General features: G+C 44.2%; 21 protein-coding genes. 14 read left to right on the top strand and 7 right to left on the bottom strand.

What is annotated here, in order from left to right; translation table 11 throughout:
- The first annotated feature begins 4 nt into the window (after positions 1 to 4).
- From B0E43_RS20110 to B0E43_RS20090, 5 genes are all read left to right on the top strand, one after another.
- Complete coding sequence (locus B0E43_RS20110; RefSeq protein WP_077353161.1) at positions 5 to 2,077, top strand: GAF domain-containing SpoIIE family protein phosphatase; 2,073 nt, start codon at positions 5 to 7, stop codon at positions 2,075 to 2,077.
- Positions 2,078 to 2,105: 28 nt separating this feature from the next.
- The gene (locus tag B0E43_RS20105) at positions 2,106 to 2,438 is read left to right on the top strand and encodes an STAS domain-containing protein (protein ID WP_077353159.1); all 333 of its coding nucleotides are present in this window, start codon (positions 2,106 to 2,108) and stop codon (positions 2,436 to 2,438) included.
- A 3-nt stretch (positions 2,439 to 2,441) separates the two neighbouring features.
- Entirely contained in the window at positions 2,442 to 2,855 is a 414-nt protein-coding gene (locus B0E43_RS20100) for an ATP-binding protein (RefSeq protein WP_077353157.1), read from the top strand.
- Positions 2,856 to 2,942: 87 nt separating this feature from the next.
- Positions 2,943 to 4,937: a peptidylprolyl isomerase gene (locus B0E43_RS20095; protein ID WP_077353155.1), complete on the top strand. Its 1,995-nt coding sequence runs from the start codon at positions 2,943 to 2,945 to the stop codon at positions 4,935 to 4,937.
- Between the two features lie 44 nt (positions 4,938 to 4,981).
- Entirely contained in the window at positions 4,982 to 6,346 is a 1,365-nt protein-coding gene (locus B0E43_RS20090; protein WP_077353500.1) for a peptidylprolyl isomerase, read from the top strand.
- A 176-nt stretch (positions 6,347 to 6,522) separates the two neighbouring features.
- Here the strand turns inward: B0E43_RS20090 and B0E43_RS20085 are convergent, their stop codons facing one another.
- Both B0E43_RS20085 and B0E43_RS20080 read right to left on the bottom strand, forming a co-directional pair.
- Positions 6,523 to 6,840, bottom strand: coding sequence for a hypothetical protein (locus B0E43_RS20085; protein WP_077353499.1), 318 nt, complete (start codon positions 6,838 to 6,840; stop codon positions 6,523 to 6,525).
- 69 nt (positions 6,841 to 6,909) lie between these two features.
- Positions 6,910 to 8,700, bottom strand: a complete 1,791-nt coding sequence (locus B0E43_RS20080) for an ABC transporter ATP-binding protein (RefSeq protein ID WP_077353497.1) — start codon at positions 8,698 to 8,700, stop codon at positions 6,910 to 6,912.
- A 146-nt stretch (positions 8,701 to 8,846) separates the two neighbouring features.
- Here B0E43_RS20080 and B0E43_RS20075 point away from each other — a divergent pair, with 146 nt between their 5' ends.
- From B0E43_RS20075 to B0E43_RS20040, 8 genes are all read left to right on the top strand, one after another.
- The gene (locus B0E43_RS20075) at positions 8,847 to 9,947 is read left to right on the top strand and encodes a Glu/Leu/Phe/Val dehydrogenase dimerization domain-containing protein (RefSeq protein WP_077353153.1); all 1,101 of its coding nucleotides are present in this window, start codon (positions 8,847 to 8,849) and stop codon (positions 9,945 to 9,947) included.
- Between the two features lie 119 nt (positions 9,948 to 10,066).
- Positions 10,067 to 11,251: a transcription antitermination factor NusB gene (gene nusB / locus B0E43_RS20070; RefSeq protein ID WP_077353151.1), complete on the top strand. Its 1,185-nt coding sequence runs from the start codon at positions 10,067 to 10,069 to the stop codon at positions 11,249 to 11,251.
- Positions 11,252 to 11,258: 7 nt separating this feature from the next.
- Entirely contained in the window at positions 11,259 to 11,561 is a 303-nt protein-coding gene (locus tag B0E43_RS20065; RefSeq protein WP_077353149.1) for a YtxH domain-containing protein, read from the top strand.
- Between the two features lies 1 nt (position 11,562).
- The gene (locus B0E43_RS20060) at positions 11,563 to 12,099 is read left to right on the top strand and encodes a DUF1573 domain-containing protein (protein ID WP_077353147.1); all 537 of its coding nucleotides are present in this window, start codon (positions 11,563 to 11,565) and stop codon (positions 12,097 to 12,099) included.
- 2 nt (positions 12,100 to 12,101) lie between these two features.
- Positions 12,102 to 12,419 carry a preprotein translocase subunit YajC gene (gene yajC / locus B0E43_RS20055; protein WP_077353145.1) on the top strand — a complete coding sequence of 106 codons (318 nt, stop codon included), beginning with the start codon at positions 12,102 to 12,104 and terminating at the stop codon, positions 12,417 to 12,419.
- A gap of 8 nt (positions 12,420 to 12,427) precedes the next feature.
- Positions 12,428 to 13,393 carry a hypothetical protein gene (locus B0E43_RS20050; RefSeq protein WP_077353143.1) on the top strand — a complete coding sequence of 322 codons (966 nt, stop codon included), beginning with the start codon at positions 12,428 to 12,430 and terminating at the stop codon, positions 13,391 to 13,393.
- On the top strand, positions 13,386 to 13,994 hold the full coding sequence (gene coaE, locus B0E43_RS20045) for a dephospho-CoA kinase (protein WP_077353141.1): 609 nt from the start codon (positions 13,386 to 13,388) through the stop codon (positions 13,992 to 13,994). The genes B0E43_RS20050 and coaE overlap by 8 nt, the downstream gene beginning before the upstream one ends.
- A gap of 81 nt (positions 13,995 to 14,075) precedes the next feature.
- Entirely contained in the window at positions 14,076 to 14,960 is an 885-nt protein-coding gene (locus B0E43_RS20040) for a bestrophin family protein (RefSeq protein WP_077353139.1), read from the top strand.
- A 127-nt stretch (positions 14,961 to 15,087) separates the two neighbouring features.
- On the opposite strand, the gene B0E43_RS20035 is transcribed toward B0E43_RS20040, so the two are convergent.
- From B0E43_RS20035 to B0E43_RS20015, 5 genes are all read right to left on the bottom strand, one after another.
- Positions 15,088 to 15,336: a hypothetical protein gene (locus tag B0E43_RS20035; protein ID WP_077353137.1), complete on the bottom strand. Its 249-nt coding sequence runs from the start codon at positions 15,334 to 15,336 to the stop codon at positions 15,088 to 15,090.
- Complete coding sequence (locus tag B0E43_RS20030) at positions 15,317 to 15,631, bottom strand: co-chaperone YbbN (RefSeq protein ID WP_077353496.1); 315 nt, start codon at positions 15,629 to 15,631, stop codon at positions 15,317 to 15,319. The genes B0E43_RS20035 and B0E43_RS20030 overlap by 20 nt, the downstream gene beginning before the upstream one ends.
- Positions 15,631 to 16,263 carry a peroxiredoxin gene (locus B0E43_RS20025; RefSeq protein ID WP_077353135.1) on the bottom strand — a complete coding sequence of 211 codons (633 nt, stop codon included), beginning with the start codon at positions 16,261 to 16,263 and terminating at the stop codon, positions 15,631 to 15,633. Before B0E43_RS20025 ends, B0E43_RS20030 begins: the two co-directional genes overlap by 1 nt.
- A gap of 303 nt (positions 16,264 to 16,566) precedes the next feature.
- Positions 16,567 to 17,838, bottom strand: coding sequence for a serine--tRNA ligase (gene serS / locus B0E43_RS20020; RefSeq protein ID WP_077353133.1), 1,272 nt, complete (start codon positions 17,836 to 17,838; stop codon positions 16,567 to 16,569).
- Between the two features lie 35 nt (positions 17,839 to 17,873).
- Positions 17,874 to 18,644 (bottom strand): hypothetical protein, encoded by a 771-nt coding sequence (locus B0E43_RS20015; RefSeq protein WP_077353495.1) that lies wholly within the window; start codon positions 18,642 to 18,644, stop codon positions 17,874 to 17,876.
- Positions 18,645 to 18,720: 76 nt separating this feature from the next.
- On the opposite strand from B0E43_RS20015, the gene B0E43_RS20010 reads away from it, so the two are divergent.
- Positions 18,721 to 19,698 (top strand): isopenicillin N synthase family oxygenase, encoded by a 978-nt coding sequence (locus B0E43_RS20010; RefSeq protein WP_077353132.1) that lies wholly within the window; start codon positions 18,721 to 18,723, stop codon positions 19,696 to 19,698.

The following is a 19,698-nucleotide window of genomic DNA, read 5'->3' as shown; positions in this document are numbered from 1 at the left end:
TCCGATGGTCAAGCTCCCCTCCATTCATATCGGTAAACTCAGCCTCCTGCTCTCCGTTTTGGTGTGGCTTGCTTTGCTGTTTGTGGATTTGGTCAGGCTTTTTGGCATTATCAACGAGATAGAATCGGGCATTTCAGATGAATTCACCTGGATTCTTGAGATCATTTTCTTTTTTACCCTGTATGGCTTTTACAGCTATTCGATTGGCAAAAACATTCAGAGTGATTTTCTTCAACTGCTTTGGAGGGCGGCATCCACAGGAATTTTTGCCAGTGGCGTGGCACTGATTACCGAGCTTTTTTACTTCTCCATGGGAGATAGCAAACTTGCAACTGAGCCCTTTCTGAAAAACTTCTTTTACCATGTGAATTTTGCCCTTACAACCATTTTTCTGATTTCCTCGGCCTTGCTTTGGAAGCATTTGATCCTATATCAGAAAAACAAACAGGTAGTCAAACAGTGGCAGGCTTTCGAATTTGCCATGCTATTGGCCATGTTTTTTGTGTTTTTCAACAAGAATAATTTCGATTACAGTTTCCTTTTTGGGATGGTCATCATCTTGGTGATTTCCATCGTGCTTTCCGGCAATCTGAAATGGATTCCCTACCTCACCTTTAAGGAAAAATGGAAATCACTGCTATTTCTTTTCCTTATCCTCCTGAGTACAGGTTACCTATTCAGTAGGCTTTTGGTCTATACTCAGGCGAAAAACTACATGGTCAATCTCACAGACAATTTGTTTTTGATGGCCTTGTTTGGATTTATTTTTATCTATGCGATTTTCAGTTTTTTGGTGACGCTATTTAACCTGCCGACCTCTTCAGTTTTCGAACAAAAGCTGACCGAGGCCATCAATTTTCAGCGGCTGAGCCAATCAATTCAGCCGGAAGACAATGAAGAACAGGTTTTGGACATTCTCCTGGACAGCTGCATGAGTGCCTCTTATTCCGATGGGGCTTGGATTGAAATCAATCCAGAAGAACAAAATGCAGGAATCAACCAGCTAAGATTCTTGGACGAAGCGACCAAGGAGGACCTTTCAGAATTGATCAAAACCCAAAAATCAGCAACCGAATGGGCCTCGACTGATCGGCCCGAAATGCTTCAGCCTCTCCTGATCCGCCTGGAACATCCCCGATACGAATCCATCCTGCTGATACCCTTGGTTATCAACAAAACCGCCATTGGCCGGATGGTGCTGTGTAAGGAAGTCCGGGATGGATTTAACAAGGAGATGATCAACATCATCAGCACCTTTGTACGGCAGGCCTGTATTGCAGTGGAAAACCACCGGCTCATGAACCAGGCCATACAAAACGAGCGATACCAGGAAGAACTCAAGATTGCCCAAAGGGTGCAAAAGGCACTGCTTCCTGCCAAACTGGACCATCCGGACTCATTCGAAATCTGCGCATTCTCCAATGCCGCAGATGAGGTAGGAGGTGATTACTATGACACCTATAAGTTGGATGACAACCGGTATGTCTTGATCATTGGAGACGTCTCCGGCAAGGGAACTTCGGCGGCATTCCATATGTCACAGATGAAAGGAGTCTTCCACAGTCTGATCCAGCTTAACCTGAGTCCGGTGCAGTTTATGATCTGGGCTAATTCCGCCTTAAGCAAATGCCTGGAAAGGAACCATTTTATCACGGCTTCGATTTTCCAGATCAATATCAAGGAACAAAAAATCTGTCATTCAAGAGCCGGACATATCCCCACCCTGTTTTACAAAGCCAAAGAGGCCAAATCAGAGTTTTTGTTTTTCGACGGCTTGGGTTTGGGAATTTTAAGAAACAAGCAGTATGAAAATCACGTTCAGGAGAAAACCTTCACCTATGAGCCTGAAGACATTCTGGTGTTGATCACAGATGGTATCGTGGAAGCCAAAAATCAAAAAGGCAATCAATTCGGATTTGAGCGAATCCGAAGTTTGGTGGAAATCCACCACTCAAAAAGTGCACGTCAAATCCAAAACCAATTGATAGATTCCCTCCACCTATTTGTAGGTGGGGATGGGATGATAGATGATGATTACTCAATGATGGTGGTCAAGTTTCAACATTCCCCTGTTTAAAACATATAGTATTAAGAATCCGTAAGTCATGCTTCGTCTGGAAAAAACAAAAGAAAAACAAAATGACATCCTCAGTCTGTTCGGAGAGGTCGACGCCAGCAACTCAGTCATTCTGGATGAAGCCATTCAGGAAATAATTGCATCCGGGGCCAAATCCATCCTGATAGACGGCCAAAACCTGGAGTACATTTCCTCTGCAGGATTGGGCGTTTTTATGTCTTATTTGGAGGATTTTCAAGAACAGGCCATCAGCATGAAAATCTGCGGCCTGACACCAAGGGTTTATGAGGTTTTCCGGATTTTGGGATTGGACCAGCTGATTCCTATCTACCAGGACAGAGCAGCAGCTTTCGCAGATTAAAAAATGAAGCACATACTTAATATCTCCTGCCAAACTTCGGCCCTCTCAGATCTGAGAGCTTTCCTTCAGCAAGCGCTGGGCAGCTCCCTTTTAACTGAAATCGAAAAACACCAGGTCACCCTGGCGGTAGAGGAGGTATGTGCCAATCTGATCATCCATTCACACGGCTGCAATCCTCAAGATTCCATCCAATTGGAAGTCAAAGACTCCGCTGAGAAATTAATTTTTGAAATCTCTGACCAGGGAGAAGCCTTCAATATTTTAGATTACGAGGTACCGGACCTCAAAAAAGTCATGATTGAAAAGCGAAAAGGAGGACTAGGCATCATTTTGGTTAAAAAGATTATGGACGAGATCGAGTTTGAATCCAAAAACGGCACCAATACCTGCCGACTGATCAAATGGTTTCGATCCTAATTTTGGTTAAATGCCCCTGCGATAAGGCTTTCAACTCGAATTCCTGATAAATTTGTAACATTGCATTGTAAATCGGCTAGCCAGTACATGAATCACCGAACCATTTCGGCATTTGTAGTTCCCCTTCAAGTTGCATTCCTGCTTTTCCTAAGTTCAAAGGCCACTGCTCAGGACTCCAGTGAGGCCTTGTTGACAGTGGGCGGAACGCCCGTGGACAAGGATGAATTGGTGTACCTGATTTCCAAAGGAAAAAGCAACGATACCCAAGTGTCTGGTGTCAGCCGGGAGGAATTTGAGGAAAATCTGGATTTATTTATTAATTACAAACTGAAAGTCCGGGAAGCCGAGGCTTTGGGATTGGATAAATCAGAGGAATTCTCCAGAGAATTCAATTCTTTCAAAGAAACTTTAATTTATCCCTACCTGATAAAAAATTCTCTGGAAGAAGGTGAGCTTCGCAAAGCCTATTCCAGGATGCAGGAGGTGGTCCGTGCCAGTCACATTCTTTTCCAATTTCCTCCAAATGCAAGCACTGAGGACAGTTTGATTGTCTTGAAAATGGCATTGAAAGTCAAAGGTGAAATCGAAAATGGAGGAAATATCAATGAACTTGCAGTCCTATATTCCGATGATCCCTCTGCCAAAATCAACAAAGGGGATCTGGGGTATTTTACCAGTCTTCAGATGGTACAGCCATTTGAAGATGCCGCCTATACCCTTCAACCAGGGCAGGTTTCTGATCCTGTTTTGACCAATTTTGGCTATCACATCATCAAGGTCCAAGATCGCCAGCCCAATCCGGGCCAAGTGAGAGTGTCCCATATTTTGGTACGTTTTGATGCAGAAGACCCTACCCAGGAAGAGAATGCCCGAAGGAAAATCTCTGATATCTATGCGGAAATTCAAAAGGAAAATACCGTTTGGGAAGACATTGTAAAGACTTTCTCCGAAGATCCTGCCACAAGCCAAAGAGGGGGATTGCTCCCATGGTTTGGTATTGGAAGCATGATTCCGGAATTTGAAATGGCGGCCTTTTCTCTTACTGAAACCGGCGAAGTATCCCCACCTCTCAAGTCTCAATACGGGTATCATATTCTTCGCCTTGAGGAAAAAAAGCCCATTGATTCTTTCGAGGATATGGAAGAAAATATTCGCTCAAAAATTTTGAGAGATTCCCGATCCGGAATGATCCAATCCCAGGTTGTCGCAATCCAAAAAGCCCGGTATGGTTTTGAAGAAGACGAAGCCTCTGTCAACAATTTGTCCCAAGTTCTCAATCCGGTTGCGAAAGCAGATTTCAGTTCACCACTTGCCAGCAAATCACTTGGCAAGTCACCTTTGTTTAAACTTCAGGGAAAAACCTACCTTGCCTCTGACCTATCCACTTTCATGGAAAGTGAAGAAGTCAGCCCAAAAATCAATGGAGGAACTTTTGACATTTGGTATGAGCGATTTGTGGCTGAAACTTTGTCCAAAACAGAGGAAAAAGACCTGGAAGCAAACAACAAAGAGTACCAAATGCTGCTCAAGGAATACCGTGATGGAATTCTGCTGTTTTCGCTTATGAATCAGGAAGTTTGGGAAAAGGGCATTCAGGATTCTCTGGGACAAGTGGAGTTTTTCCGAAAAAACATCGACCAATACCAGTGGAAAAACAGATTGGAAGCCTTTGTCGTCAAGGTACTGGATACTTCCCAATTGGAAAATGCCCGAAATGCTATTCAGGGAAAAGGGTACAATGAACCCATGATACGTGAATTTGAAGCAGCTTACAAGGCCAATTCAACTCTGGCTTTTCAGACAGAATCCGGCCTTTTCGAATATGCTGACCATCCTGTTTTATCCCAAATTGACACCCAGCTTGCCTATCAGGAAATCCAGGTGGATGGGATTCTTTATTTGGTCGTGACAGGCCAAAAACTCCCTGCCGAACCCCGGAAATTTGAAGAATCCAGAGGTTTGGTCATCAGGGATTATCAGGAGTACCTGGACAAAACCCTGATTGAATCTTTAAAAAGTAAATACCCGATCCAGATCAACTCCCAGGTTAAAGAGGAAGCTTTTCTGGCGTTGAATCAATAAAGTAAATGATCCCCGACACCGGGAAAAAAAGATCACCAAATCCCATGAAATTTCTAAACCGACTTATTCTCAGCCTTTTTGGAGCGATGGCTCTGAGTCAGACTTTTGCTCAGGAAGCCCCGCCTACCGGACAAGTCTTAGATAAAATCGTCGCCAAAGTGGACAACAACATTGTCCTGGAATCAGATGTGCAACAAACCTACATCGAAGCATTGGCTCAGGCCCAACAGGGGATCGAGGCACCTACGCGCTGTAATGTTTTTGAAAGTCTCATGATCAACAAGCTCATGGTAGCCAAAGCCGAAATTGACTCGGTTTTGGTGACAGAGCCTGAAGTAATGCTCCAGGTAGACAACAGATTCAATGCCGTGTTGCAACAGTTTGGCGGAGACGAAGCTGCCCTGATCCAAATGTATGGGAAAACAGCCGAGCAGTTGAAAAGCGAACTTGAAGATGTGATCCGTGAACAGATGATCGTGTCCAAAATGCGGGCAAAAATCACCGAAGGACTGACGGTCTCTCCGGCGGAAGTCAGGACCTTCTTCAACAGCATTCCTACGGATTCCCTTCCCCTGTTCACTTCTGAGGCTACTGTAGGGCAAATCGTAAAAAAACCTGTCGTAAATGCCAAAGTCAGGGAAGAAATCATTGCTCAACTTCGGCAGTTCAAGCAAGACATATTAGACGGCAAAGCTGACTTTGCAGATTTGGCCAAAAGGCACTCAGAAGATCCAGGTTCAGGGGCCCAAGGAGGCGATTTGGGCTTTTTCCGCAGAGGCGAATTAGCTCCGGAATATGAATCAACAGCATTGGGACTCCGTCAGGGTGAGATCAGCGATCCCGTAGAAACCCAATTTGGCTTTCACATGATCCAACTGCTCGAAATCAAAGGAAGCACTTTCAACACCCGTCATATTCTCAGAATACCAAAAGCTACTGAGGAGGACATCCTTAAGGCAGAACGATACCTGGACAGCTTGAAAAAACAAATCTTAGCTGAGAAAATTGACTTTGCAAAAGCCGCTAAAGAATATTCCGAAGACCGAGGCACTTCTGACAATGGCGGGTATTTTACTGATCCTTCCACCAACTCAAACCGCCTTTCTCTCAGAACTTTGGAAGATCCCGTACTCTATTTCACCATTGACACCATGGCCGTGGGGAATATTACCAATCCCATCCGATTCGAAGATCCCAGAGAAGGCACCAAGGTGAGAATCTTGTATTACCATGCCAAATACCCAGCACACCGGGCCAATTTGAATGATGATTATGAAAAAATGAAGGCAGCAACCCTTCGCAGAAAAGAAGAGGATGTGCTTAGCAAATGGTTTATTACCGCCAAAGAAGATGTGTTTATAGACATCGATCCGGCCTATGACCGATGCAATGTCCTGCAGGGGAAATAGAAAATTCCCTGGACAAAAAATGAAATGCCCCCAAGAAGTTAAAAAATTCTTGGGGGCATTTTTCTTGTGATTTACGGGAGAAAATCAGTTTGGGGTTAATGGGCACTTCCCACATCAATCTTCCAGGAACCGTGTTTTGACCATTAGGCTACTGGCAAGATTACGGTTAGGGCCTGTTATTTTTTACCAAAAAGCGCCTTTATTCCCAATCCAATCTGCCGGAATCCTTCTTTCAAAAAACCTTTGGACTCCTGAATCTTGGGCTCCAGCTCTTCCTTTTTTTCTTTGAATTCCCGCTCCAACAACTCCTTTCCTTTCCTCAGTTCTTCTTCCAGAGTTGTTTTGTTCTCCTTCAGATCCTTAATTTTTTGCTCAATTTCTTCCTTCACTTCGGTGCCGGCTTCCGCACCTTTTTGAATAAGCTCTTCTATTTTGCTTCCAATTTCCTGTAGGACTTCTTCAATATCCTGAGTTGTTGATTTCTTGTTTTCCATGGCTAAAAGTGAAAGGTTGGACATACAAGTTAGGGGAAAATCCTGAAAACCAGTGGGCTCCACCCAAAATCAACCCTCGATTGGCTCCCCGGATTGAGTCTGCTTTTCAAACAGCTCGGCATAAACTCCCTTTTGGCTCATTAAAGATTCATGATCACCGCGCTCAATGATTTTCCCGTCATCCAGCACAATGATGTGGTCGGCCAGCTTGGCAGAGGAAACCCGATGGGAAATGATCACAGAGGTGCGGTTTTCCATAATTTTCCGCAGTGCGGTCAGGATTGAGTTTTCTGTTTTTGTATCCACTGCAGATAGACAATCGTCCAAAATCAGGATTTTGGGCTCCTTTGCGATTGCCCTGGCAATGGAAACCCGCTGTTTTTGTCCCCCGGAAAGTGTGATCCCACGCTCTCCGAGCATCGTTTCAAAACCCTTTGGAAAATCGATGATGTTTTGGTAAACATCCGCATCCTTTGCTGCTTTCTCGATCAACGTCTGATCTGCTTGGTCCAATCCAAATGCAATATTATTGGAGATGGTGTCAGAAAAGAGGAACACATCCTGCGGCACAAAACCGATTTGCCTTCTTAATCCCGAAATATTATACCGGCGAATATTTTTCCCATCAACCAGAATTTCCCCTTCAGCAGGGTCATACATCCGCATCAACAGGTTGGCGATAGTGGATTTGCCCGAACCTGTCGTCCCGATGATCCCCAAAGTCTGGCCTGCTTTGATTTCAAACGAAACTTGGTCAAGCGCTTTGATTCCCGATTCGGGATAAACAAAAGTCAGATTTTTCACCTGAATCTCCCCGTGAATATCCGCTTCCAGGTTTTCGGTACTGACCAAATCGTTTTGAATATCAAGAAACTCATTGATTCTGGTCTGGGACGCAGCGGCCCGCTGCACAATACTGGTAACCCAACCGAGGGAAGTCACCGGCCATGTCAGGATGTTAACATACAGGATAAACTCTGCGATTACCCCATAGCCAATCTCACCCTCTATCACCATTATCCCTCCCACATAAACTGTAATGATCGTAGAAATGCCCACCAAGGCCATAATCAAAGGGAAAAACAAGGCATTCACCCGAGTCAATTCGATGGATTTGTGCTTGTACTCCTCACTGGCTATGGCAAATTCTCTTGCCGAATCCTCTTCCCGAACAAATGCTTTCAAAACCCGGATACCCGAAAACGCCTCCTGAACAAAAGTGCTCAACTCTGATAGACTTCTTTGGATTTTCTCAGACCGCTCATTGATCAGATTGTTTACAAAATAAATACTCACTGACAGGATCGGGAGCGGCAAGAGGGAATAAAGCGTCAACTCTGGATTGACCGATATCATGTAAAAAATCACCATCGGAAATAGCGTAAGCAAACTTACCCCATACATAATGGCTGGACCGAGATACATCCTTACGCGGCTTACATCTTCGGTAATCCTGGCCATCAGGTCCCCAGTGCTGTTTTTCCGGTAAAAACTCAAGGGAAGATTTTGGTAATGCACAAAGAGTTCATTCTTCATGTCATATTCCACCTTTCGCGACATGATGATAATGGTTTGCCGGACGAGGAAAAGAAAAAAACCTCTCAACAAAGCCATGACTAAGATTAAAATCCCGAAAATAAATACGTACTGTAAAAAATTTTCACGGGCGATTTCCCCCATTCCACCCTGCATCAAAGGGCGGTAAAGTGCAAAACTCTCCACCACATAATCTATCGCTATTCTCACCAGTTGCGCAGGGATAATTACGAAGATGTTTGAGATCACGGTAAATAGTATCCCCAACAGAATTAAACCCTTGTATTTGTATAAATACTTATTGATTCTCCAAAGTGGCTTCACCAAATAAAAACTTTAAAATTGAATATTAGCTTACAGAAACTACTGATACATTTCCTTTGTTGGCTGATAAAAGTATTTAATTTTGTATCAGCCTTTTTACGGAGGCAACAACCCAAATATAACATATTCTAAAAAGCTAAGTTCACATGTTAGAGATTAATGCAACCGAAACGGTGCGGGAAGGATCCATATTTGGACAAATCAGCACCATGGATCACGAGCAACTCGTGATATGTCATGACCAGGCAACAGGCCTAAAAGCACTCATCGGCATTCATAATACGGTTCTTGGCCCAGCTTTGGGCGGTACCCGCATGTGGCCTTACGCCTCAGAAGAAGAGGCAATCACCGATGTACTGAGACTTTCCCGGGGAATGACTTTCAAAAATGCACTTGCCGGACTTAATCTGGGTGGAGGAAAAGCTGTCATCATCGGAGATCCAAAACTGAAAAATGAAGCCTTCCTGAGAAGATTCGGAAGATTTGTTGAAAGCTTGGGCGGACGCTATGTGACTGCCGAAGATGTAAACATGAAAACTTCCGACATGGAATACATTTCCATGGAAACCCGCCATGTAACCGGACTTCCCAAAATCAAAGGAGGAGCCGGCGATCCGTCACCCGTGACTGCGTTCGGAGTGTATATGGGAATGAAAGCTGCTGCAAAAAAAGCCTTTGGTTCGGACTCCTTGACCGGAAAGAAAATCGGTGTCCAAGGTGTGGGTCAGGTTGGAAAATACCTGATCGAATACCTCGTAAAAGAAGGAGCTGAGATTCTGATCACAGACATTTTTGAAGGCAAGCTCAAAGAAATAGCCAGGGCCACGGGTGCCACGGTCGTGGATCCAAATGTGATCTATGACCTGCCAATGGACATTTATGCACCATGTGCACTTGGTGCCACGATCAACGATCAGTCAATTGATCGCCTGAAGTGCGCTGTAGTAGCAGGTGGGGCCAACAATCAACTGAAAGATGAGGCCAAGCATGGCAAAATCCTTTTGGAAAAAGGGATCATCTACGCTCCTGACTTCTTGATCAATGCCGGTGGGGTGATCAATGTCGGGGCTGAATACTACGGAGATTACCATGAGGAGACTGTTTTTTCTCAGACGGAAAAAATATATGACACCTGTTTGACCATTTTGGATAAATCCGAAAAGGAAAACATTCCGGCCCAGCAGGCAGCTATTGAGGCTGCAAAAGCCCGAATTGAATCAATCGGAAGAATTAAACTTCCTTTCTAAAATCAATCTCTCAATTCCATAAAACCACCGGAGGCTTACTTTCGGTGGTTTTTTTGTCCAATAACGGATGGCTTACCCCGTCCAAAATTCTCTATATTTACGGCTCTTTTAAAACCTATATGCTAAACAGAAGAATCCTCAGAGTCAAGGCATTTCAGAATCTATATGCCTATGAACAATGCAAAGGATCTAATCTCAATATTGCCAGAGACTTTATCAGGGAGTCTTTTCTGCCGGACCTCAACAGTATGGAAGTGCAGGACAAACCTGCCTTGACCAAGGACGCTGAGGAGGCGGTGAAGCTTTTTGACCAAAACCTGGAAAATGAAAGTTTGCTGAAAGCATCTGAATCCAAGGCAAAAATCAAACAGGTGGTACTTCAGGCATTGAAGCAATACCATGCAGCAAATGAAAAAGACCATCAGTTTATGCTGAAAAACATGGTCACCTCTGCGGAACGAATCCCGCAGCTATATCTGTTGGCAATTGAGTTGCTACAGGCATTTGCCAAGCATGTCGAAAAAGAAATCGAAAAAAAGAAAAAACTGGCAGGAGACAACCCGATTGCCTTTGCCAATGAACTGAATTTGGCCAACAATCAGGTGCTGAAAACCATCAGAGAATCTCCTATCTATCAGGCTGCTTTGGCCAGAAACAACGTCAATCTCGATGATATCGAGCTTGAGATCAAAGAGTGGTTTAGGGATTACATCAAAACTTCCGAGCCTTATCAGGAATATTTGAAGATTGCCGAGCCAACGCTTGAGCAAGACTATGAGGCGGCAGATGACCTTCTGAAAAAAGTGATTTTCAAAAACGAAGTCATACTCAACTTCTTTTCTGAAAAAGATCTAAACTGGACCGAAAACAAATCCGTGGTCAGAAGTCTGGCTTCCAAAGTATTGAAAAACGCTTCCGGATCTGAAGAATCAGAAGGAGATCAAATGCCGGAGATTGCAATGAACTGGGATGAGGATAAAGAGTTTTTTCAAAATATCTTTAACTTCACCATCGAAAATGATGCAATGAGTAAAGCCCTGATTGCCCAAAAAACCAAAAACTGGGACATTGAGCGACTGGCCTATACTGATAAAATCATCATTTCGATGGCAATTGCCGAGATGAAGCATTTTCCAAGCATCCCGGTAAAAGTCAGTATCAACGAGTATATTGACATATCCAAAACCTACAGCACACCCAAAAGCAAGCAATTTGTAAACGGCTTGCTGGATGTTTTGGCAAAAGAACTAACCGACAGCGGACTAATCCGTAAGAGTGGTCGGGGACTTTTAGATAATAAATAATAATACTATGAGCAAGAGCACAAATACACTATTCGCATTTGCAGTCGGAGCAGGCGTTGGCGCAGCTTTGGGCATATTGTTTGCCCCTGACACAGGTTCCAACACCCGTGACAAACTTTCTTTCAAACTGTCGAAGTACAAAAAAGAATTGGAAGAACTGATCAGCGAACTTGTGGAGGGCAAAGAACTCCACCTGAATGAAGCAAAAACTGAAGGAAAACGGGTGATTTCCGAAGCAAAAAATAAAGCAGAAAATCTGCTTCAGGATGTCAATAAATTAATCGATCAAATTAACCAAGGTAAAAACTAATATGAAAATCAAATTGCTTAGCGCTTTCGCACTGGCGTTGGTTTTGGCCAGCTCCTGTGCACAAAAGGATGATCAGGCTGCTAAAATCCAGGCTTTAGAAGACAAAATCGCTCAACTGGAAACCAGCAACACAGCTGTGACTCCCGTCAATGCTCAATCGGCAACTACTGCAGATCCTAGCAGTTTAGGCGAATTCCAATTTCCTGAAATGGAATATGACTTCGGAACAATCAATGAGGGACAGGTAATTGAACACATTTTCAACTTCACCAACAACGGTCAGTCCCCTTTGGTGATTTCCAACATTACAGCTTCCTGCGGATGTACCAGCCCTGAGTGGACCAAAACCCCGGTCAATCCAGGCGAAAAAGGTTTTGTAAAAGTTGTATTCAACTCTACAGCAAAATCCGGTGCCCAGGCTCCTACCGTTACTATTCAAGCAAACACCAACCCTACTGTGACCCGATTGAGAATGAAGGGATCAGTAACTCCTAAGTTGGCCGGTGCAGCAGCTCCTGCTGGCCCATTGAAAAAATAATCATGATAAATACAGTTTTAGCACAAGCCGCAGCAGGTGGCGGAGGTATCCTTGGACAGGTGTTTCTGTTTGGTTCGATCATTTTAATCATGTATTTCTTCATGATCCGACCTCAGCAGAAGAAACAGAAAGAAACCAAGAAATTCATTGAAGAAATTAAAAAGGGAGATGATGTGGTCACTATCGGAGGACTTCATGGTAAAGTTTACAGCGTGGATGGTGCTACTGTTCAGCTGGAACTTGACCGAGGCCTCAAAGTGACAGTCGAAAAATCCGCCATCTCTCTCGACTTCTCCAAAAAGTCCAACCCTACAAAATAAATTGAGCTTTGCCGGAAACTAAAAAATCCTCCGGAAGGATTTCTTCCAAAAAACTCTCTAATCTGAAAGTGGTAGTCCTCTGCATCACAGCGGCTACCACTTTTTGGATTTTAAATGCCCTCAACAAGGACAATTACACGACTATTGTCGATTATCCTATTTCCTGGGAGTACAATCAGGAAAAATTCATGGCTGTGCAGCCCCTCCCCGAAAGCGTACCCATTCAGATCTCTGGCAATGGCTGGGACCTTCTGAGAAAATATTTCAAGCTCAATGAGCCACCTTTTGTCATCAATCTTGTCGAGCCATCGTCCAAAAACTACATACTCTCCGCAGAACTGAAAAGGCCCCTTGGGGATTTTATCACCCCAACTACCCTGATAGGAATGCTGGAGGATTCGATCCGATTTCAAATAAATCAAATTGAGTCCAGAAAATTGACCCCTGTGGTCGATACTACCAGCTTCACTTTGGCACAAAACGCTGAGATCGGAGGAGAAATCACTTTCAATCCAAGCCAGGTCACTGTCACTGGCCCCTCTTCCTTACTTGATAGCTTTGATGGTAAATTTCCAGTCTCACTGGACGAAAACAGGATAGGGGAAAATTTCCAAAAATCAGTTCCGATCAAGATTGAGAAAAACCTTGCAAAATTCCTCTCGCTTGGTGAGGAATCGATAGAGGTGAATATTCCTGTGACCCTGTTTTTGGAAGGAAATAAGCGGCTCAAGGTGAAAAAAATCAACTTCCCAAAATCCGTCAGCCTCGAAAACGAAGAAATCACCCCCCTGATTACTTATTTGGTGGACGGAAGCAAGGTGACTGAATTGAAGGATGTGGAATTTGACGCCATTTTGGATTATTCAAAAAGGAACCGGGAAGACAGTACGATTACAATTGTAGTCAGACCCTCACCAAATTACATCAAGGAAATAAAAGTCGATCCGGCTTTTGTAAAACTGAAGTATGAATAATCAAAGGCCGCTTTGGGTGGGAATTACCGGAGGGATAGGCTCAGGAAAATCCACGGTTTGCAAGGTCTTTCAGCTTTTGGGGATCCCGGTTTACGCATCAGATGACAGAGCCAAATGGCTCATGGCAAATGATCCAGAACTGAAGTCCCAAATTTCCTCAACTTTTGGACCCGATAGCTACCTGCCTGACGGTGCTGTTAACCGGGCTTTTTTAGCAGATGAAGTATTTTCGGATCCCGAAAAGGTGAAAAAAATCAATTCACTGGTCCACCCGGCAGTTGGAAAGGACTTTCGGAATTGGGGGGAAAGTCAAACCTCTCCTTATGTACTCAAGGAGGCAGCCTTACTTTTTGAAACCGGAGCCTACAAGGAACTCGACAAAGTAATCAATGTGAGTTCACCCCTGAAAATCAGAATGGCCCGAATTCTGATGCGTGATACACACCGTGACGAAGCGCAGGTAAATCGGATCATCGACCAGCAAATGCCTGACGAAGAAAAAAATGAAAAGGCAGATTTTGTAATCAAAAACACTGAAAACAAGCTGCTTATCCCTCAAATTTTAGAGGTTCACAAAAAACTTTGCGAAGGAATTAATTAATTTTTATTCCCGTTGAGAAGTAAATTTAACCCCTTAGATCAGCCAATTTCACAGAATTTTTAACCTGAAAATCCCTAACCTATGAAGGTTTACAACACCAAAGATTGGGCGCAGTTTCTTTTTTCGATTTCCAAATCCGACACGCTGTTTAAGCTTGCCCCTTTGATCGCCTTTATTCTGGTCTATTCAATTGGGGTAGCCTATGTTGAAATCCACTATTTCAAGGTAACGGATGAAAGCTGGGTTAAAAATCTGCCCCAAATGCACAGCTTGCTCAGTTTTGTGATTTCCATGCTGCTGGTGTTTAGAACCAACACCGCCTATGACCGCTGGTGGGAAGGAAGAAAACTTTGGGGTCAACTCGTCAATACCAGCAGAAATCTGGCGATCAAGATCGCTGGAATGCTCGATCCTAAAGAAGAAGAGGCCAGGACCTTTTTCCGCCGGGCAATTCCCATCTACGCATTTACCCTAAAAGATCACCTCCAGTCAAAAGTGACTGAATACAGCCTTCACGAAGGCGAAATCGAGGGCTTACCAACCAAATTGAACGGCCAAATCCATGCTCCAAACCAGATTGCCAAAGGGCTCTTTTCTCGGATCAACCAACTCTATCATTCCAAAAAAATCTCCGGAGATCAGCTGATCGTGCTCAATGGAGAAATCTCAGCGCTGACCGATATCTGCGGTGCCTGTGAGCGGATCAAAAACACCCCGATACCCTACAGCTACAGCTCTTTTATCAAAAAGTTCATCATGCTTTATACCCTTTCGCTTCCGATTGGCTATGCTTATATGCTTGGTTATTTTGCAGCACCGATTGTGGCTTTTGTATTTTATGTTTTGGCGAGTTTGGAACTTATCGCTGAAGAAATCGAAGAGCCCTTCGGTGACGACGAAAATGACCTTCCGATGAAGAAGATGTCGGAAAATATCCAAAGGCATGTGGGTGAGATTCTGGAATGATGCAGGCAGCCATGCCGATCGACTTAAACTTTCCTTAGTTAAATATCAGGAATCCTATTTTCAGGAAAAGGGCAAAAAAAAGGAACTCCGATTGAAGTTCCTTTTCCCAATAACAATAAACCCAATATTATCTATCAATTGATCCGAGCACTTTTTTCATAAAAGCATTTCCGGCATCCTTTTCCGACATTCCATCGGCAATCATTTCATGTACTTCCAAAGCCCCGCAGAGATTGGAAATCAGTTCTCCGATCACATCGACCTCCGGTTCCTTCAGTGAAGGAGCCTCAGAGATGCTTTCCAACACTGCCAAAGCAGTCTCGATTTGCTCTGGAGTGCAGGTACGCTGGATGGTCTTAATTACCGGCAACTTCATGAATGAGTGCTTTAAGTTGGTCTTCCTTATTGGTCTGAATTTGGCTGAGCAATTGTCCTCCTTTGAAAGCTGCAAAAGTGGGCAGGTTGTTTACCTGAGCCAGTTTTCTGGAATTGGGAAACTTCTCGGCATCGACCATTACAAAAACCGCAGCAGTATTTTCACCGGCAAGTCTCTTAAACTTTGGTTTCATGATCCGGCAATTGCCGCACCAACCGGCAGAGTACTGAACGACCACTTGGTCATGCTGTGCCACCAGATCGTGAAGGGTATCTTCCGTCAGTTCGATCATGATCAATTGTTGGATAGGTAGTTGGCCACTCCCTCGTTGGTTGCCTGCATGGCAGCCTTGCCTTCTTCCCAGTTTGCTGGACATACTTCACCGAATTTCTCTACATGAAGCTGGGCGTCGATCAGCCTGAGGTATTCGTCGATATTTCTTCCCAAAGGAAAATCATTCACAGACTCGTGACGTACGATTCCTTCTTTGTCGATAAGGAACGTGCCTCTGTAAGCTATCGGAGCCCCGGAGAAAGACCAGGTGCGAGTCGCAGCGTCGAAGGAATATTCACCTCCCAGTACCCCATAGTTCAAGGAGATGGTCTTGGCCACATCAGCAAGGATGGTATAGGTCACCCCTTCGATACCACCATTGTCTTTGGCAGTCATCAACCAAGCCAGATGAGTTTCCTCAGTATCTGTGGAGCAACCAATCACTACAGTGTCTCTTTTTTCGAATTCGGCTAGTTTTGCCTGAAAAGCGTGAAGTTCAGTAGGACATACAAAAGTGAAATCCTTTGGATAGAAGAACAGGATGACATTTTTCTTTCCCAGGTACTGATCCAGGCTGAAATTGTCCACGATTTCTTCACCATTGATTACTGCTCCGACTGAGAATGCGGGAGCCTTTTTACCGACTAATGCCATTTTGTTGTTTTTTTGATGATTTGTTAATCAAAGGTATTCCGGAAAACACATTTTTTAACCGATCTGCGATTTTTCTACAGATTTCATATTTTATCACAATAGGCAATAATTCTATGGATACCTTATAAAGCCAAACAATCATTCAGAAGGCCGTTATTTTCTATCCAAAAAGTTACCGGCAAAGGATTGCGAACAGAAGAAAAAATTCCGATTGAAATAATCTATCGAGGGTTTACAAAAAGCAATGCCCCCAAAAAGCATCCAACTTCTTGGGGGCACTCAGCCTCAAATTTTATTTTTTGATCAGATGGTTTCAAAGCCCAAGTACTGGTGCAGTACCTTCGGCATCCGGATGCCATCGGGGGTTTGGTTATTTTCAAGAATGGATGCAACTATCCTCGGCAAAGCCAGGGCACTTCCATTGAGTGAATGGGCAAGCTGGGTCTTTTTGTCCTCTCCCTTAAACCTGAGTTTAAGCCGGTTGGTTTGATAGGTCTCAAAGTTGGAAACAGAACTCACTTCCAGCCATCGCTCCTGCGCTGCTGAATACACTTCCATATCATAGGTCAGTGCTGAGGTGAAACCCATGTCGCCTCCACAGAGTCTGAGTACACGATACGGCAGCTCCAGCTTTTGCAAAAGCCCCTGGACATATGCGCTCATACTTTCCAGAGTCTCATAAGATTTATCAGGATGAGTAATTTGGACCACTTCAACCTTGTCAAACTGATGCAGACGATTAAGTCCTCTCACGTGTGCACCCCAGCTGCCAGCCTCCCTACGAAAACATGGCGTGTAGCCGACATTTTTGATGGGCAAGCTCTCTTCCGTCACGATCAAATCCCGGTACAAATTGGTGATTGGGACCTCTGCGGTAGGGATCAGGTAGAGCTGATCTGCTGTCGCAAAATACATTTGACCCTCTTTGTCAGGAAGCTGACCTGTCCCATAGCCTGAGTCTTCATTGACCAGGATCGGCGGCTGGATTTCAGTGTAGCCTGCGGCCAAAGCCTCATCCAAAAAGAAGTTAATCAAAGCCCGTTGAAGTCTTGCTCCTTTTCCCTTGTAAACAGGAAAACCCGCTCCGGTGATTTTCACTCCGAGGTCAAAGTCAATGATGTCGTACTTTTTGATCAGTTCCCAATGGGGAAGTTTACCTTCGAAAAGTGTTGGAATCCTACCATGCTCCAAGACCACTTCATTGTCCTCGGCGGATTTCCCGGCAGGAACTGAGGTGTGAGGCACATTTGGAATGGTATAAAGCAGGGTTTTCAGTTCCTCTTCAGTTTTGGAATAAAGCTCCTCCAAGTCTTTGATCTGCTCTTTGATCTGTGAGGTACGGTCACGGATAGCTACCGCTTCCTCCGCTCGGCCTTCTTTCATCAATAGGCCAATTTGCTTGGATATGGTATTAGCCTCAGCCTGAATCTGATCCCGCTGTGTCTGTGTGGACTTTCTAGAGTCGTCCAAAGCAATGACCTGATCGAGAATGGAAGAAGCGTTGGAAACATTTCTCTTTTGAAGACCGGCTAGTATCCCGGCATAATTTTCCCGGATTTGATTAACTAAAAGCATGAAGAATTCTTGAATTTGTGCCCAAAGATAAGGACTTATCGGACATAGATAGTTTTGGTCACCGTGGAGAATGGCCCTTCCAGTTCCTTACCATCACTTCGGACCAGTTTTACTCTTACCTGATAGTCTCCTATCGGAAGGTTGCTGACCCTGATCGGCTGCATGTGGTCTATTTCGTAGGCAAATTCATTGACTTTAATCTGCACTTTCAGTCCGTCCAGTTTCATATCTCCTCCCAACACCAGAAAATCAACGACCAATTCTTCTCCAAAAGGAAGGGTCTGCGCATTGCGGGGGTAGTTCAATGCTAGGTAAGGCTCAGCTGAATAGGGAAAGGGCCTGGATTCTCCAACCATAAAATCCCGGTCCACATAATTGCCAAAACTTTTCAAGGAATGACCATACTCATCCACGAGGAAAGCAACCACTCGGTAAGTACCCATGGTCAACTCCCGTTGGAAAATAGGAGAAAAAAAACCGATGGGGTCACTCCCATTGAGAATCAAGAAAAGCCGGGGATTATCGGCCACTCCCTCCTCGAAGGGAAAATTTTTGATGTTGAATTCAAAGGGAACTTTTCCCGGTCGAAAAACTTGGTTGCCCAAAGGGGTATAAAGCTCCAAAATTGCATCAGGATAACTGGACGAATCTTCATATTGGTAAAAGGTTACCTTGGGAATGGATTCGTTACCTTTCAATGAATCAGCGGCATGCTCCAATACAGATTCATTGATTTTTCTTCTGTCCTCAGAACAAGACAAAAGAAACATACCAAATACAGGTAGGAAAAAGAGGATTTTCTTCATAGAGGAACCCGGATTGAGGTTAAAGATATTTATTTTTGAAGAATTACACTGGTACATCAACTAAACATTAAACTAAATGGACATCCTTTTCGATGAAATTCCAAGTTTGGATCTTGCTGACTTCACCTCGGGAACTCCCGAACAAAAGAAAGCTTTTGTACAGAAATTAGGAGAGGCCTATCAGAATATCGGCTTTGTTGCGATCAAAAACCATGGACTGTCTAAGGATCTCCAAGATCGCCTTTACCATTCGATAAAAGCTTTTTTTTCTTTGCCTGATGATGTAAAAAAGAAATACGAAAAACCTGAAATCGGGTACCAACGCGGCTACACCGGCAAGGGGAAAGAGCATGCAAAAGGCCGAAATACAGGCGATTTGAAGGAATTCTATCATGTGGGACAGGAATTGGACCTGATCCCGGATTCAGATCCTGTCAAAGGAGAATATCCGGAAAATCTCTGGCCATCTGAAATCCGAGCTTTTCAAACGGATGCCATCGAAGCATACCAAACCCTTGAAAATGCGGGAAAAGCGATGCTACGTGCCATTGCCTTGAATTTAAACCTTCCTGAAGATTATTTTGAGGACAAGGTGGCGTATGGCAATTCCATACTCCGTCAGATTCACTATTTCCCGATCGAAAATCCCGATGAAGTACCTGCAGATGCAGTGCGCGCAGCCGAGCATGGAGACATCAACCTGATCACCCTGCTCATGGGCGCAAGTGCAGATGGACTCCAAGTACTGAGAAAAGACGGAAAGTGGATTCCAATTACTGCTCTTCCTGATCAGTTGGTAGTGAATGTAGGGGATATGCTGGAAAGGCTGACCAATAAAAAACTAAAGTCCACCATCCATCGGGTGGTCAATCCTCCGAGGGAATTGATGCATACCAGCAGGTATTCAATTCCATTCTTCATGCATCCCAGATCGGAAATGGACCTGACCTGTCTGGAAAGTTGCATTGATGATCAGCACCCAAAACATTATCCTGATGCCACTGCCGGGGAATTTCTGGATGAAAGATTGCGTGAATTAGGTTTGAAAAAATAA

It is taken from the genome of Algoriphagus sp. A40 (assembly GCF_002002735.1).
In the GTDB taxonomy this organism is placed as follows: domain Bacteria; phylum Bacteroidota; class Bacteroidia; order Cytophagales; family Cyclobacteriaceae; genus Algoriphagus.
The sequence above is the reverse complement of the archived record's forward strand: the minus strand, read 5'-3'. Positions and strand labels throughout refer to the sequence as shown.